At 67.0% G+C, this 14,730-nt stretch carries 14 protein-coding genes; 9 read left to right on the top strand and 5 right to left on the bottom strand.

The window, feature by feature from the left end:
* Nucleotides 1-26: 26 nt before the first annotated feature.
* The 5 genes from QT386_RS05670 to QT386_RS05650 are packed head-to-tail and all read left to right on the top strand — an operon-like array spanning nt 27 to nt 4,987.
* Nucleotides 27-1,133, top strand: coding sequence for a DUF1214 domain-containing protein (locus tag QT386_RS05670; RefSeq protein WP_289272773.1), 1,107 nt, complete (start codon nt 27-29; stop codon nt 1,131-1,133).
* Nucleotides 1,134-1,136: 3 nt separating this feature from the next.
* Nucleotides 1,137-2,315, top strand: coding sequence for a sulfotransferase (locus QT386_RS05665; protein ID WP_289272772.1), 1,179 nt, complete (start codon nt 1,137-1,139; stop codon nt 2,313-2,315).
* 38 nt (nt 2,316-2,353) lie between these two features.
* On the top strand, nt 2,354-3,145 hold the full coding sequence (locus tag QT386_RS05660; protein ID WP_289272771.1) for an SDR family oxidoreductase: 792 nt from the start codon (nt 2,354-2,356) through the stop codon (nt 3,143-3,145).
* A gap of 7 nt (nt 3,146-3,152) precedes the next feature.
* Nucleotides 3,153-4,259, top strand: coding sequence for a DUF1214 domain-containing protein (locus QT386_RS05655; protein WP_289272770.1), 1,107 nt, complete (start codon nt 3,153-3,155; stop codon nt 4,257-4,259).
* Between the two features lie 14 nt (nt 4,260-4,273).
* Nucleotides 4,274-4,987: an EthD domain-containing protein gene (locus tag QT386_RS05650; RefSeq protein WP_289272769.1), complete on the top strand. Its 714-nt coding sequence runs from the start codon at nt 4,274-4,276 to the stop codon at nt 4,985-4,987.
* Between the two features lie 67 nt (nt 4,988-5,054).
* On the opposite strand, the gene QT386_RS05645 is transcribed toward QT386_RS05650, so the two are convergent.
* Entirely contained in the window at nt 5,055-5,912 is an 858-nt protein-coding gene (locus QT386_RS05645) for a metal-dependent hydrolase (protein ID WP_289272768.1), read from the bottom strand.
* 186 nt (nt 5,913-6,098) lie between these two features.
* On the opposite strand from QT386_RS05645, the gene QT386_RS05640 reads away from it, so the two are divergent.
* From QT386_RS05640 to QT386_RS05630, 3 genes are all read left to right on the top strand, one after another.
* Nucleotides 6,099-6,587 (top strand): helix-turn-helix domain-containing protein, encoded by a 489-nt coding sequence (locus QT386_RS05640; RefSeq protein ID WP_289272767.1) that lies wholly within the window; start codon nt 6,099-6,101, stop codon nt 6,585-6,587.
* 75 nt (nt 6,588-6,662) lie between these two features.
* Nucleotides 6,663-7,397: an SDR family oxidoreductase gene (locus QT386_RS05635; protein ID WP_289272766.1), complete on the top strand. Its 735-nt coding sequence runs from the start codon at nt 6,663-6,665 to the stop codon at nt 7,395-7,397.
* 10 nt (nt 7,398-7,407) lie between these two features.
* Nucleotides 7,408-8,001 carry a 2-hydroxychromene-2-carboxylate isomerase gene (locus QT386_RS05630; protein ID WP_289272765.1) on the top strand — a complete coding sequence of 198 codons (594 nt, stop codon included), beginning with the start codon at nt 7,408-7,410 and terminating at the stop codon, nt 7,999-8,001.
* Nucleotides 8,002-8,050: 49 nt separating this feature from the next.
* Here QT386_RS05630 and QT386_RS05625 read toward each other — a convergent pair whose 3' ends face one another.
* The 3 genes from QT386_RS05625 to QT386_RS05615 form a co-directional block, all read right to left on the bottom strand.
* Entirely contained in the window at nt 8,051-8,824 is a 774-nt protein-coding gene (locus tag QT386_RS05625) for an outer membrane lipoprotein-sorting protein (RefSeq protein WP_289272764.1), read from the bottom strand.
* Between the two features lie 133 nt (nt 8,825-8,957).
* Nucleotides 8,958-9,815 carry an SDR family NAD(P)-dependent oxidoreductase gene (locus tag QT386_RS05620; RefSeq protein ID WP_289272763.1) on the bottom strand — a complete coding sequence of 286 codons (858 nt, stop codon included), beginning with the start codon at nt 9,813-9,815 and terminating at the stop codon, nt 8,958-8,960.
* A gap of 173 nt (nt 9,816-9,988) precedes the next feature.
* Complete coding sequence (locus QT386_RS05615; protein ID WP_289272762.1) at nt 9,989-11,197, bottom strand: acyl-CoA dehydrogenase family protein; 1,209 nt, start codon at nt 11,195-11,197, stop codon at nt 9,989-9,991.
* Between the two features lie 176 nt (nt 11,198-11,373).
* Between QT386_RS05615 and QT386_RS05610 the strand changes: the two genes are divergently transcribed.
* Nucleotides 11,374-13,470, top strand: coding sequence for an EAL domain-containing protein (locus QT386_RS05610; protein WP_289272761.1), 2,097 nt, complete (start codon nt 11,374-11,376; stop codon nt 13,468-13,470).
* A gap of 139 nt (nt 13,471-13,609) precedes the next feature.
* On the opposite strand, the gene QT386_RS05605 is transcribed toward QT386_RS05610, so the two are convergent.
* Complete coding sequence (locus tag QT386_RS05605) at nt 13,610-14,677, bottom strand: NADH:flavin oxidoreductase/NADH oxidase (RefSeq protein WP_289272760.1); 1,068 nt, start codon at nt 14,675-14,677, stop codon at nt 13,610-13,612.
* Nucleotides 14,678-14,730 lie beyond the last annotated feature (53 nt).

Raw genomic sequence — 14,730 nt, 5'->3', positions numbered from 1 at the left:
TCCTGAGCGTCACTGAGGAGCAGCCCATGACGGCAGCACAGGATCCCGCCGGCGCGGTCATCAGCGGCCAGGCCTGGGATGAATTTTGCGACACCTTGAAGCGCGCCGGGCAGCAGATCCTGCGCCCGGAGGCAGCCGCCAGCGAGCTGGACCGCGCCGAGGGCTGGCGCTACCTGACGCGCCTGCTGCGCATCGGGCTGGAGATGCACCTGGAGTTCGCCGACCCGGACTTCCCCGGCTTCTTCCTGCCCTCGCATGAGACCGGCAAGATCGGCGCCGACAACCCGGACAACCACTACCTGTTCGCGCGCATCAACGGCCGCAACGAGTACGTGATCCGCGGCGAACGCGGCACCGTACCCTACCTGTCCTTCGGCACGCAGAAGGGTGGCTACGAGACCAACGGCCTGATGGAGCAGACCGGCTTCATCGAGGCCAAGGACCTGCAGCTGGACGCCGACGGCCGCTTCGAGATCGTGCTGTCGGCCGAGCAGCGCCCGGGCAACTGGCTGCGTATCGAGCCGGAGAGCAACTCGATCGTGGTTCGCCAGACCTTCAACGACCGCCCCAATGAGCGCGCCGCTACCATGCGCATCTCGCGCCTGGGCGCGGATGCCCAGCCCAGGCCGCTGTCGGCCACCCAACTGCAGGCCGGCCTGCGCAACGCCGCCGCCTTCACCGAAGGCACGGCGCGCGTGTTCGCCGACTGGGCGCAGGGCTACCTGCCCCACGTCAACCAGCTGCCGCCCGCCAACCAGCTGGTCTGCCAGCGCACCGGCGGCGACCCCAATATCTTCTACTACCATTCGGCCTGGGAACTGGACGAGGACCAGGCGCTGGTGATCCACCTGCCGCGCATCCCGGATTGCCGCTTCTGGAACCTGCAGATCAACAACTGGTGGATGGAGTCGCTGGACTACCGCTACCACAAGATTCACGTGAACAAGTACAGCGCGCAGCACGATGCCGATGGCGGCGTGACCATCGTGCTGAGCCAGCGCGACCCCGGCCGCCCCAACTGGCTGGAAACCACCGGCCACCGCCGCGGCACCATGTGCCTGCGATGGGTCGGCGCCAAGGAACACATCCACCCAGAGACGCGCGTGGTGCGCGTTGCAGACCTCAAGGGCTGATCCATGACCGCAGAACTCCGCTTCGACCCGCCGGCCCTGCTGGCTGCCGCCACCGCACAATCCGGCGGGCTCACCGACTTCGGCGATCCGTCCTTCCGCAAGGCGCTGGAGGTGCTGTGCGACTCGCTGGAACGCGAAGCCAATCTCTCCGACCTGGGCCGCCAGCTGCTGCACGGCAAGTTCGTGGAGCTGCTGGTCAACCGCCTGCGCATCGAGCAGTTCTTCAAGCGGCACCCGGAGATCGAGGACGAGCAGATTCAGGCGCCGATCGTGATCGTGGGCCTGCCGCGCACCGGCACCACGCTGCTGCAGCGCGTGCTAGCGGCCGATCCGCACCTGTACTCGATGCCCTGGTGGGAGTCGCGCTACCCGGTACCCTTCCCCGGCGAGGCGGTGTCGGACCCGTCGCAGCGCATCGAGCGTGCCCGCGGTGAAGTCGCGGTGATGGTCGAGGCCATGCCCAAGCTGATGTCGATGCACCCGATGGATGCCGACCAGGCCGACGAGGAGGTGATGCTGATGGAGCACTCCTTCATGGCTGCGTTCAATGCCTATGTTCACGTGCCGTCGTACATGGACTGGCTGCACTCCATCGACGAGAAGCCGGCCTACGACTACCTCAAGCGCGTGCTCAAGTTCCTGCAATGGCAGAAGCGCCAGCGCGGCGTGGTCGCCAGCCGCTGGGTGCTCAAGGCGCCGCACCATCTGCTGCGCATGCGCCTGCTGCTACGCGAGTTCCCCGGCGCCAAGGTCATCCAGACCCACCGCGACCCGGTGGACACCATCCCGTCCATCGCCAGCTTCATCCACACCCTGTGGTGCATCTACGGCGCCGACGCAAGCCCGGTGGCCGCCGGCCAGGAGTGGAGCACGCTGATGGCGCGTGCCTTCCACCACACCCAGGACGTCCGCCGCGGCCACGACCAGCCGGGCACTTTCCTCGATGTGCGCTTCATCGATACGGTGAAGCAGCCCTTCGAGGTGGTGAAAGCGATCTACGGCTTCGCCGGCTTGCCTCTGACCGACGAGGCCGAGACCTCCATGCAGCGCTGGATGGAGCAGAACCGCCGCGACAGCCGCGGCGCGCATGAATACAAGGCGGAGGATTTCGGCCTGTCCGAGGCGCAGCTCAAGCGCGACTTCGCGGACTACCGCGCCGCCTATATCGATTCCGCCGCCTGAACCGCGGCCAGCCATTCAGAAACCACGAGGAGAAAAACATGCTACTGAAGGACAAGATCGTCATCGTTTCCGGCATCGGCCCCGGCCTGGGTGTGAAGCTCGCCGTCGAGGCCGCCCGCGAGGGTGCCGCCGGCGTCGTCGTCGCCGCCCGCTCCGCCGAGAAGCTGGACGACGCGGAGAAGCGCATCAAGGCATTGGGCGTGTCGACCAAGGTCGTGAAGCAGGTCTGCGACATCACCAGCCGCGAGCAGTGCGACGCGCTGGCCGCTGCCGCTGCCAAGGCCTTCGGTCGCGTCGATGCTCTGGTCAACAGCGCGTTCTTCCATGGCGACATGGACTACGCCTCCAGCGCCAACCTCGACACCTGGAACGAGGTGATGCAGACCAACCTGTTCGGCACGCTGAAGCTGACGCAGGCCGTGATCCCGCAGATGAAGAGCCAGAAGTCCGGCGCCGTGGTCATGATCAACACCATGGCGGTGCGCGCCATCCCGCCGCTGGGCGAAGCCGGCTACGCCGCCTCCAAAGCCGCGCTGGCCAACTCCTCCAAGTGGCTGGCCAAGGAGCTGGGTCCGTACGGCATCCGCGTGAACACCATCCACATGGGCTGGATGTGGGGCGCGCCGGTGCAGGGCTACATGGAGTGGCAGGCCAAGGAACTGGGCATCCCGGTGGAGCAGCTGGTGCAGGGCGTGGCGCAGAATATCCCGCTGGGCCGCATGCCCACCGACGACGAGTGCGCGCGTGCCGCGCTGTTCCTGGTGTCCGACTACGCCAGCGCCGTCACCGGCGCTGCGCTGGACGCCAACGGCGGCATGTACATGCCCTGAGGCGGACATGACCCCGGCCGCCCCTCCCGTTCAACAGGACCAGGGTCAGGCCTGGGTCGATTTCTGCGACGCGCTGAAGGCCGCAGGGCGGATCGCCCTGCGGCCGGACGCGCCGGCCACGGAGCTGGATCGTGCCGAGGCCTGGCGCTGCCTGAGCCGCTACACGCGGCTGGGCCTGCAGATGATGCTGGAGTTCGGCGATCCGGACTTCCCGCAGTTCTACGCGGCATCGGACGACACCATCAAGGTCTTCCTGCCCAACCCCGACAACCGCTACGCCAATGCCACCATCGCGGGCGACCGCGAGTACCGCATCAGCGGCCGCCGTGGCGAGGCGCCCTACCTGTCCTTCGGCACCAAGGCCAACCGCTACGCGGTGGACGGCACCATGGCCTCCACCGGCGAACTGGAGGCCTCGCAGATGCAGTTCGAGGCCGACGGGAGTTTCGAGATCGTCGCCAGCCGTCAACCCAACCCTGGCAACTGGCTGCCGATGGCGGACGACTCCTCGATGCTGATCGTGCGCGAGACGTTCTTCGACCGTGCCCGCGAAGCACCCGGCAGCTTCCATATCGAGCGCATCGGCGCACCGCAGGCCCCGCGCCCGCTGGACGCGGCCACGCTCGCGACCGGCCTGCAGCGCGCGGCCGGCTTCGTGCAGGGCACCTTCAAGCTGGTGGCGGACTGGACCGAGATGGTCGCGGCGCATCCCAACCAGCTGGCGGCCGCACCCTACGCCGAGGCCGCCATGCGTGTCGGCGGCGATCCGAAGATCTGCTACTACCACGGCTACTGGCAGCTTGCCCCGGGCGAGGCCCTGGTGATCGACACCGAGGTGCCGGACTGTGCCTACTGGAATTTCCAGCTGGCCAACTGGTGGCTGGAGTCACTGGATGCCCTGCACCGCCCGGTGGCCATCAACCACCACGCCGCCCGGCGCAATGCCGACGGCAGCGTCACGCTGGTGATCGCCGCCGAGAATCCGGGCGTGGCCAACTACCTCGATACCGACGGGCACGACCGCGGCGGCATGCTGCTGCGCTGGGTCGACGCCCGCGAGCACCCGCAGCCACGCTGCCGGGTGGTATCGCTGGATTCGCTGCGCGCAGGCTGAACAGGAGGAGACGCATGGAGAAGCTCATCTACACGCTGTGGAAGCCCGAGGGCCAGGCGACGGCGGACTTCGCGACCGCCTGGCGTGGACCGCTCGCCGCGCAGTTGCAGCAGGCCGGCGTGCACCACCTGCAACTGAACATCGACGATGCCGACGTGGCTCCCGCCGCCGGCATCCGCCAGGTCGCCCATGCGCCGCTACCCGATGCCCTGCTACAGATCTGGGTGGACAGCGCCATCGCGCTACACCGCCGTCCGATCGATGCACTGATCGGCGCGGCAACGGCGCGCCATGACGCCTACCTCGTCACCGAGTCGCAGCCGCTGCGCAACAAGCGCCATGCGCCCACGCCCGGCCTGCGCACCCATGGTTTCGCGCAGATCGCGCTACTGAAGAAGCCGGAGCGCCTGCCCTACGCCGAATGGCTGGCGGTCTGGCATGACACGCACACGCCGGTGGCCATCGAGACCCAGTCCACCTTCGAGTATCGCCAGAACGTGGTGGTGCGTGCACTCACGCCGGGCGCACGGCCCTATGACGCCGTCGTGGAGGAGTGCTTTCCTCCCGAGGCGATGACCGATCCCCAGGCCTTCTTCGACGCCGTGGGCGATGCGGAGAAGTTCCAGCGCAACCTGGACCGGATGATGGCCAGCGTCGGCCGCTTCCTGGACCTGGGGACGATCGACGTGCTGGCCACCAGCCAGTACCGGCTGACGCCGGGACCGTAGGGATGCCCCAAAAATGTAGGAGCCAGCTTGCTGGCTCCTACATTGAAGCGGCTATCTTCGCTTGCGCTCAGGCCGCGGCCGGCACCTTGCGCTTGGTGATCCAGGGGGCGGAGTGACCTTCCACTTCCTCCAGGAAGTGGCTGTTGTCGTGATCCCAGGGATGGAAGCCCGGCTTGAAATAGCTGAACCAGGGACGAATCATCTTGCGCAGGAAGCCCACCTCGCCGAAGCCCACACGGTAGAACTCGCGCCAGCCCTTGAGATCGGTCAGCTTGCCCTCGGCGCGCACGAACGACAGATGTGCGGGGATGACCTTGCCCCAGAAGATCGCGGTGGCGATCACCAGGGTCAAGGTGCGCTCGGCATAGGCACGCGGGCCGGTGCCCACCACCTGCTCATAGATATCGTAGGGCACGCCCTTGTGCTCGGTCTCTTCCAGCGCATGCCACTTCCACAGCGCGCCGTAGTGCTTCTCGGACTTCTCGTTCATGTACTCCGAGGTCAGGAAGCCGTCGGCCATGATCGCAGTGAGATGCTCCAGCGCGATGGTGGCGGACAGACGTGAGGACGCCGGCAGGTTCTTCTTGCCCCAGTTGAGCAGCGCAGTGACGCTGTCCTCGAATTCCTTGGAGCCCTTCACGCGCTGGTGCATCAGCTCGTTGTACTCGTCGTGCTCGCGGCCGTGCATGGCCTCCTGGCCGATGAAGGCAGTGGCGGCCTTCTTGAGTTCCGGATCGGTGATCTGGTCACGGTAGTGACGCACGGCGTCGATGAAGAAGCGTTCGCCCACCGGGATGACCAGGGACATGGTGTTCATCAGGTGCGTGAAGTGCACGCCGCCGTCGAGCCAGTCGTGGATGTGTTCCGCGGGCGGATTGAACGTGAGGTCGCGACGGGTCGGCTGGACGGCTTTCTTGGCTTTCATGCTGGGAGCCTCGGGAATCTTGGTTACTGTGACATTGTTGACTGACACATTAAGCCTAAGTTCCGCCACAAATGCCGTCAAGGACCACTCGGCGACACCCCTCCAAGCCCCTGTCTGCACAACAAATCCTGCCGACGAAAGGCGTGGGTTCCCGAAAGGAACGCGGATCGGCCTATACTGACCGCCATGAAATGGAGCGAAGTCGGCAGCCTGTCCTGTTCGGTCGCGCGCACCGCCTCGGTGATCGGCGACCGCTGGACGATCCTGATCCTGCGCAACGCCTTCCTGCGCATCCGCCGCTTCGAGGACTTCCAGTCCAACCTCGGCATCACGCGCCACCTGCTCGCCGGCCGCCTCAAGCGCCTGGTCGACGAGGGCATCCTGACGCGCACGCCCTACCAGGAATCGCCGCCGCGTTACGAATACCGCTTGACCTCCAAGGGCCGGCAACTCTACCCGGTGCTGATCTCGATGGCCGCCTGGGGCGATGCCTTCATGGACGAGGGCAAGGGTCCGCCTGTGCTCTACCGGCACGAGCCTTGCGGCCACACCGTGACGCCGCAACTCAGCTGTCCGGACTGCGGTAAAGCCGTCCACGCGCACGAGATCACGCCCCTACCCGGCCCCGGACTGGTGCTGGCCGACGCGGTCGGCCGCCGAAAAAAGCGCGCCTGATCCTTTACGGCACCGTGGTTTGACAGGTTCTTTTTTAGAACTTACTGTCGGCCCACACCCCCTCCCGGAGCCGCCATGACCGATTCGCCCCGCGTCGCCCTCGTGATCGGTGCCGGCGACGGCAACGGCGCGGCCATCGCCCGCCGCTTCGCCCGCGAGGGCTACGTCGCCTGCGTCGTGCGCCGCAGCGCCGACAAGCTGCAGCCCCTGGTGGCGCAGATCGTCGCCTCTGGCGGCCGCGCCCAGGCCTTCGGCACCGACGCCCGCAAGGAGGAGGAAGTCACGGCGCTGTTCGAACAGATCGAGCGCGACATCGGCCCCGTGGAGGTGCTGGTGTTCAACGTCGGTGCCAACGTGCCGTCCTCGATCCTCGACGAGACGGCGCGCAAGTACTTCAAGATCTGGGAGATGGCCTGCTTCGCCGGCTTCCTCAACGGCCGCGAGGCGGCCCAGCGGATGGTAAGGCGCGGGCGCGGCACGATCCTGTTCACCGGCGCCACCGCCAGCATGCGCGGCGCGGCCGGCTTCGCGGCCTTCTCCGGCGCCAAGCACGCACTGCGCGCGCTGGCCCAGAGCATGGCGCGCGAGCTAGGGCCCAAGGGCGTGCATGTGGGCCACGTGGTGATCGACGGCATGGTGGACACCGACTTCATCCGCGACAACTTCCCCAAGGCCTACGCCGAGCGCATGCCCAAGCAAGGCATCCTCAAGCCCGAGCACATCGCCGAGAGCTACTGGCAGCTGCATGCGCAGCCGCGCGACGCCTGGACCTTCGAACTGGACCTGCGTCCCTACATGGAAACCTGGTGAGAGCACTCTCATGACCAAGTCCGTCGACTTCTACTACGACTTCGGCAGCCCCGCCGCCTATCTCGCCTGGACGCAGATCGCGCGCATCTGCGCGGAGCAGGGCGCCACGCTGGTGTACAAGCCCTTCCTGCTTGGCGCCGTGTTCAAGGCCACCGGCAACGCCTCGCCGGTGACGATCCCGGCCAAGGCCAAATTCATGTTCGCCGACCTGAACCGTTGGGCAAAGCACTGGGGCGTGCCGCTGACGATCAACCCCTTCTTCCCCTTCAACGGCCTGGAACTGATGCGGGCGGCGGCGGGCATGCAACTGCGCGAGCCGCGGCGCTTCGAGGATTTCAACCGCGCGATCTACACCGCGATGTGGGTGGATGCGCAGGACTTCAGCAAGCCGCAAGTGGTGGCGGGCGTGCTGCAGCGGGCCGGATTCGATCCGGCGGCGATGATGGTGCTGGCCGCCAGCGACGAGGCCAAGGCGGCGCTGCGCGCCAACACCGACGAGGCCCTGGCTCGCGGCGCCTTCGGCGCGCCGACCTTCGTGGTCAACGGACAACTCTACTGGGGGCAGGACCGGCTGTTCATGGTGGAGCAGGCACTGGCGGCTTGAGGAACCCGCTTCAGGCCGGTGAAAACCAGCCTGAAGCAGCCAGGGTGAATCAGCGCCCGATATGGAACGAATTCGGGTCGAAAGGCTTGTTGCCCAGCTTCACGTCGCTGCTCACGCCGGTGATGTTCAGCGTGGTGAAGGTGCCTTCCTTCAGGTCGCGCATCTCCATGGCGGAGGCATACCAGAGCTTGCCGGTCTGCTTGAGACTGCTGGCCGGAGCGGTCAGGCGCTTCACCGGCGCGCCGCCGTTGAAGAACTCGGCCTTGAGCGCGACGCAGGTCTGCTGGTCCACCCAGATCTTCACCTGGCTGTAGGCGGCCTTGTCGCCGCTGGGCGACTTGATGGTGACCACGTCGGTGCCGCGGCCGTCGATCTTCTCGGGTGCTTCCAGGCTGCCAGCGGCGCCGGTGAAGGCGTTCTGGACTAGCTTGATCTCAACGTAGGAGAAGTCGGTGCCCAGCAGGGCGCCGTTGGCGAAGTTGCCGGTGACGTGGCGCACGCGGTTTACCGCCGGCAGGAAGACGTACATGTCGTCCTCGCGCTGGCCGGTCTCGCGCACCAGGTAGGCAGCACCGGCAACGTTGGCCGGCTCGGACACGCGCAGCATGACGCGGACCAGGCCGTCTTCGCGCTTGGCGTAGACCTTGCCGCGCAGGCTGCGCACGCCGCCGCTGCGGTCGGTGGCGTCGAGCTGGATCTCCTGGATGCGCAGGGTCTGCGGGATATTCGCCTTCATGCAGGCGAAGACCTCGTGGGCATCCTTGGCGGCCTGGGCCGGCAGACTCAGGAGCAAACCCACGGCCAGCAGGAATCCGTACTTCATCGCGCACCTCTCCCGGTGGTTCCGGGCCTCGTCATGCTGCACTGCAACATTGTAGCGAAACCGGAATTCTTGTGCCGGTTAGATTTGCATGATGTCCAATGACTGGACGTACCCCGTCTGGATGAACTGCGGGTCAGCCCTGGCGGTAGTAGTCCGGCCGGCCGGCGGTCCAGAGCTCGCCCCAGAGCTTGCCACCGCCATCCACCGTCAGCACTTCGCCGGTGATGAAGCTGCCCGAGGACGCCGAGAGGTAGATGCAGGATTCGGCGATCTCCATGGGCGTACCCGGCCTCTTCAGCGGGTTGGCCAGGGGGAACTCCTTCTGCGCCTCGGGCGGGTAGACCTCCAGCCCTTCGGTGGCCGTCAGGCCCGGTGCCACGCAGTTGACGCGGATGCCCAGCGGCGCCCACTCCACCGCCACGGTGCGTGAGGCACCGATAATGCCGGCGCGCGCCGCCACGGTATGGGCCACGCCCGGCATGCCGCGCTCGGTCACCACCACGATGTTGACGATGGAGCCGGGAGTCTTCACGTCGCGCCAGTACTGCGCGGCGCGCTGCATCATGTACCAGCTACCGTTGAGGTTGTTGTTGATCACCGCCGCCCAGCCCTTGGGGGCGTAGTCGATGGCGTTCTGGGGGAACTGGCCTCCGGCATTGTTGACCACGTAGTCCAGGCGGCCATACTCGGCGTGGATGTGCTGGTACAGCGCCTCCACCTGCTCCGGCTCGCGCACGTTGGTGGGCACCACCAGCACGGTGCCGCCCTTGCCCCGCACGAAGGCCGCCACCTTCTCCAGCTTCTCGGCCGTGCGGCCGCAGATCACCAGCGTGGCCCCCAGGCGCGCGAACAGCAGCGCCACGGCGCGGCCGATACCGCTGCCGCCGCCGGACACCAGGGCGACCTTGCCCTTGAACAGGTCGGAGCGGTAGACCGTCTCCGCGTTCCAGAGGGTCTCGGGGTCGTTGAGGGCTTCTACATCAACAGTCATGACCTTCCTGCACTCGTGTCTTCAGCTGTTTGCTCTTGGTCTTCACACGCCCTTGAGGATGCGAAGAAACCCTAGCGAGCAGCCCGAGCTTGGATCGAGGAGCGGAGCCGTACTGAAGTATGGCGAGCACCGGAGATGCAAGCTCGGGCTGCGGAGTAGGTTTATTCGTATCCTCAGGACCGGAGCAGTTCCTGGGCAATGATCATCTTGCGCACTTCGGTGGTACCGGCGCCGATCTCCAGCAGCTTGATCGAGCGGTACAGGCGGTTGATCTCGGACTCCCAGATGTAGCCGCTGCCGCCGTGGATCTGCACGGCGTGGTTGAGCACCTTGTTGAGCGTCTCGGCGGTGTACATCACGCCGGCGGCGGTGAGCTTGTGGATGTCGCCGCGCCCGCCCTCGCCCTCGCCCACCGTGTTGGCGGCGCGCAGCACCTGGTAGGTGTACAGGCGCATGGACTCCACCCAGGTGTACATCTCCGCCAGCATCGACTGCACCATCTGGAAATTGGAGATGGACTGGCCGAACTGCTTGCGCTGCTTGGCGTAGTCCAGCGACAGCGCCAGTGCGCGCTCGGCGATGCCCAGGTTGATCGGCGAGATCATGGCGCGCTCCAGGTCCAGGCCGGACATGACCACGCGCACGCCCTTGTTCTCCTCGCCCACCAGGTTGGCAGCCGGCACCTTGCACTCGTCGAACACCAGCTCGGCGGTCTGAGAGCCACGGAAGCCCATCTTGATCAGCTTCTGGGCGACCTTGAAGCCGGGGGCGTCCTTCTCGACGATGAAGGCCGAGACACCCTGGTTGCCCTTTTCCTTGTCGGTCTTGGCGTAGACCAGCAGCACGTCGGCCACCGGGCCGTTGGTGATGTAGATCTTGCGGCCGTTGAGGACGTAGAAGTCGCCCTCGCGGCGCGCGGTGGTGCGCATGGACCCGATGGCGTCGGAGCCGGCACCCGGCTCGGTCAGGCCAAGGGCGCCGATCAGCTTGCCGCTGTTCAGGCCCGGCAGGTACTTCTGGCGCTGGGTCTCGTTGGCATTGGCCAGGATGTTGTTCATGCACAGGTTCTCGTGCGCCACCCAGGCCAGGGCCAGGGCGTGGTTCCAGCGCGAGAAGGCCTGCAGGATCAGGCCGGAGGTGAACACGTCCATGCCCGAGCCGCCGTATTGCTCGGGGGCGGTGATGCCGAAGTAACCGGTGGCGCCGATCTTGGGGAAGATCTCGCTGGGCCACCATTCCTCGTCGTCCATGCGCTGTGCCAGGGGGTACAGCTCGTTCTGGCCGAAGCGATCGGCCTGGGCCAGGATTTCCATCTCGTCGTGGGACAGGCCCGAAAAGGCCTGCAGGACGGAGGGACGGTCGGAAGAAGTGCTGTTCGCCATGAGGGTTCCGTAGTTCTGGTGAGTCTGACTTACCAGCCAGATTAGGGGCTCCGGTGGCCCGGGCGCTTCGCCCAATCGGGTGAGACGGCCCCGTCCGGCGAGCTCTTGGCCCGCCTTTTGCTGTCCCTGGGCTCATGCCAGAGTCGCAGAAGCGCAGCAAGGCCAATGAGGGCCGCGTGCCAGGACTTGATGGGGTCAAGCAGCGGGAGCGGCTGCTCACTACCCTGCTGTCGAACGTCGACGGCATGATCTACCGTTGCCGCCACGACGAGCACTGGACCATGGAGTTCGTCAGCGAGGGCTGCCTGGCGCTGACCGGCTACCAGCCGCAGGACCTGATCCTGAACCGGCGACTGTCCTTCGAGCAGCTGATGCACCCGGACGACCGGGCCGGCGTGCGGTCCTCGGTGGATGCCGCCCTGAGTGAACGTCGCCGCTACGAGGTGGAATACCGCATCGCCCACGCCGACGGCAGCAGCCGCTGGGTCTGGGAGCGCGGCGCCGGCAATTTCGACGAGCGGGGCCAGGTGGAGTCGCTGGAGGGCATCATCCAGGACATTACCGAGCGCAAGCGCTCGGAGGAATCCCTGGCGGAGGCCGAGCGCCGCTACCGCAGCATCTTCGAGAACGCCATCGAGGGCATCTTCCAGTCCACGCCGGATGCCGGCTACGTCACCGTCAACCCGGCGCTGGCACGCATGTACGGCTACGACTCGCCGGAGCAGCTCATCGCCCTTCTGCGCGACATCGACCGCCAGCTCTACGTGGAGCCCGGCCGGCGCGCCCAGTTCATGACGGCCATGGCCCGCGACGGCTCCGTGACCAACTTCGAGTCGCAGGTCTACCGCCGAGACCGCAGCGTCATGTGGATCTCGGAGAACGCCCGCGAGGTACGCGACGCCGAAGGGCAGTTGCTGATGTACGAGGGCACGGTGGAGGCCATCACCGAGCGCAAGCTGCACGACGCCGCGATGCGCTACCAGGCCACGCACGATGCCCTCACCGGCCTGCCCAACCGTCTGCTGCTGCAGGAACGCCTGCAGCAGGCACTGGATGTCGCCCGGGAGCAGGGCGACCAGGTGGCCGTGGCCTTCATCGACCTGGACCAGTTCAAGCTGATCAACGATACCCTCGGTCATCACAGCGGTGACGCCCTGTTGCGCACTATGGCCCAGCGCCTGCGCGCCTGCCTGCGCGACGGCGCCGTGGTGGCGCGCCAAAGTGGCGACGAGTTCGTGGTGCTGCTGCCGCGCACCCACCGCGGCAGCATCGCCTATCTCGCCGGGCTGATGCTGGACGCGATTTGCCAGCCCTGTGCGCTCGGCGGCCGTGAACTGCGCGTGACCTGCAGCATCGGCATCAGCCTGTTCCCCGGCGACGGCGAGGACGCCACCGCGCTGCTGCGCAACGCCGACATGGCGATGTACCGCGCCAAGGAAGCCGGGCGCAACAACGTGCAGTACTACACCGATGAATTGCAGGCCGGCGTGGCCGGGCGGCTGGAGCTGCTGACTCGCATGGGCCAGGCCATCGAGCGCGACGAGTTCCGCCTGCACTACCAGCCCAAGTTCGACCTGCGCAGCGGCCTGATCACCGGTGCCGAGGCCCTGCTGCGCTGGGAGTCTCCGGAAGGCATGGTGATGCCGGAGACCTTCATCCCCCTGGCCGAGGAGACCGGGCTGATCCTGGCCATGGGCCACTGGGTGATGCGCACGGCCTGCCTGCAGAACCGCGCCTGGCTCGACAGCGGCATCGGCCCCATACCCGTGTCGGTGAACCTGTCGCGCCGCCAGATCGTGCATGGCGACATTGCCGCCACGGTGTCGGCGGTGCTCGCGGAAACCGGCCTACCGGCGGAGCTGCTGGAGCTGGAGGTCACCGAGAGCATGGTGCTGCCGGACGCCGAACAGGCGGCGGCCATCCTGCAGCGTCTGCGGGCGCTGGGTGTGCGCCTGTCGATGGACGACTTCGGCACCGGCTATTCCAGCCTGAGCCAGCTCAAGCGCTTCCCGGTGCAGTCACTGAAGATCGACCGCTCCTTCCTGCGCGAGGTCACCACGGACCCGGACTCGGCCGCGATCGTCCGGGCGATCATCTCGCTGGGCCACAACCTGGACCTGCGCGTACTGGCCGAGGGCGTGGAGACCGCCGAGCAGCAGGCATTCCTCGGCGCCAACGGCTGCGATGAACTGCAGGGCTTCTACCTGGCCCGGCCGATGCCGGCAGAGCGCTTCGAGGCGCTGATGCTCGATCAGGCCCTAGCGACCGTCTAGGGAACCCCTGAAGAAGTCCGTTCGTGCTGAGCCCGTCGAAGCATGGGCGGATTTCCCGCCAGGTCCGTCAACGAGTTGCCGCCCCCCTTCGACAGGCTCAGGGCGAACGGCAACCAAATCAGAGATGCCTGGGCATTACCTACCAGGCGCGGCCGTACTGCTTCGGCGCCGCGATCTCCGCCCTCAGCGCCTTGGCGGCGTGGTAGGGCCAATAGGGATCGCGCAGCATCTGCCGTGCCAATAGCACCATGTCGGCATCACCGTTGTGGACGATCTGCTGCGCCTGCGCCGGATCGACGATACCGCCGACCGCGCCGGTGGCGATGCCCGCCTCGCGGCGGATGCGCGCCGCAAACGGCACCTGGTAGCCCGGCCCCACCGGAATGCGCACCGCCGAGGGCAGCGTACCGCCGGAGGAGACGTCGATCAGGTCCACGCCCAGCGCCTTCACCTCACGCGCCAGTTCGATGCTCTGCTCGATGTCCCAGCCGCCACTCTCGGCCCAGTCGGTGGCGGAGATGCGCAGCAACAGCGGCAGGCGCTCCGGCCAGACCTCGCGCACCGCCGCGATCACCTCGCGCAGCAGACGCGTGCGGCCGTCGAAACTGCCGCCCCAGGCGTCGGTGCGGTGGTTGCTCAGCGGCGACAGGAATTCATGCAGCAGGTAACCATGCGCGCCATGAATTTCCACCATGCGGAAACCGGCTACCAGCGCCCGAACGGTGGCCGCGCGGAACCCCTCGATCACCGCCTGGATGCCAGCCTCGTCCAGTGCCTGCGGCGTGGGTGACTGCTCGTCGAAGGGCAGCGCGCTGGGCGCTACCACCGGCGCCCAGCCGCCTTGCTCCGGCGCCAGGGGTTTGCCGCCGAGCCAGGGCGTGTCAGTGCTGGCCTTGCGGCCGGCGTGCGCGAGCTGGATCGCCGGCACGGCGCCAGCCTCGTCGATGAAACGAGTGATCGGTGCCCAGGCCTCGACATGGGCGTCGCTCCAGATGCCGGTATCCACCGGCGAGATGCGCCCCTCCGGCAGCACCGCCGAGGCCTCGGCGATCACCAGCCCGGCGCCGCCGATAGCACGGCTGCCCAGGTGCACCAGGTGCCAGTGGGTCGGCGCGCCGTCTTCGGCGGAGTACTGGCACATCGGCGACACGGCGATGCGGTTGCGCAGCTCCACCTCACGCAGGCGGAAGGACTCGAATAGCTTCATGGACGTTCTCCAATCGACATGACGGCGAAGATAGCAGTGCCCGCTGAGGGCCG

The sequence above is a fragment of the Solimonas sp. SE-A11 genome, assembly GCF_030345715.1.
In the GTDB taxonomy this organism is placed as follows: domain Bacteria; phylum Pseudomonadota; class Gammaproteobacteria; order Nevskiales; family Nevskiaceae; genus Solimonas_A.
The sequence above is the reverse complement of the archived record's forward strand: the minus strand, read 5'-3'. Positions and strand labels throughout refer to the sequence as shown.

Coding starts and splice junctions, on each gene's coding strand:
- QT386_RS05670 (WP_289272773.1), top strand. CDS start 27: ATGACGGCAGCACAGGATCCCGCCGGCGCGGTCATCAGCGGCCAGGCC.
- QT386_RS05665 (WP_289272772.1), top strand. CDS start 1,137: ATGACCGCAGAACTCCGCTTCGACCCGCCGGCCCTGCTGGCTGCCGCC.
- QT386_RS05660 (WP_289272771.1), top strand. CDS start 2,354: ATGCTACTGAAGGACAAGATCGTCATCGTTTCCGGCATCGGCCCCGGC.
- QT386_RS05655 (WP_289272770.1), top strand. CDS start 3,153: ATGACCCCGGCCGCCCCTCCCGTTCAACAGGACCAGGGTCAGGCCTGG.
- QT386_RS05650 (WP_289272769.1), top strand. CDS start 4,274: ATGGAGAAGCTCATCTACACGCTGTGGAAGCCCGAGGGCCAGGCGACG.
- QT386_RS05645 (WP_289272768.1), bottom strand. CDS start 5,912: ATGAAAGCCAAGAAAGCCGTCCAGCCGACCCGTCGCGACCTCACGTTC.
- QT386_RS05640 (WP_289272767.1), top strand. CDS start 6,099: ATGAAATGGAGCGAAGTCGGCAGCCTGTCCTGTTCGGTCGCGCGCACC.
- QT386_RS05635 (WP_289272766.1), top strand. CDS start 6,663: ATGACCGATTCGCCCCGCGTCGCCCTCGTGATCGGTGCCGGCGACGGC.
- QT386_RS05630 (WP_289272765.1), top strand. CDS start 7,408: ATGACCAAGTCCGTCGACTTCTACTACGACTTCGGCAGCCCCGCCGCC.
- QT386_RS05625 (WP_289272764.1), bottom strand. CDS start 8,824: ATGAAGTACGGATTCCTGCTGGCCGTGGGTTTGCTCCTGAGTCTGCCG.
- QT386_RS05620 (WP_289272763.1), bottom strand. CDS start 9,815: ATGACTGTTGATGTAGAAGCCCTCAACGACCCCGAGACCCTCTGGAAC.
- QT386_RS05615 (WP_289272762.1), bottom strand. CDS start 11,197: ATGGCGAACAGCACTTCTTCCGACCGTCCCTCCGTCCTGCAGGCCTTT.
- QT386_RS05605 (WP_289272760.1), bottom strand. CDS start 14,677: ATGAAGCTATTCGAGTCCTTCCGCCTGCGTGAGGTGGAGCTGCGCAAC.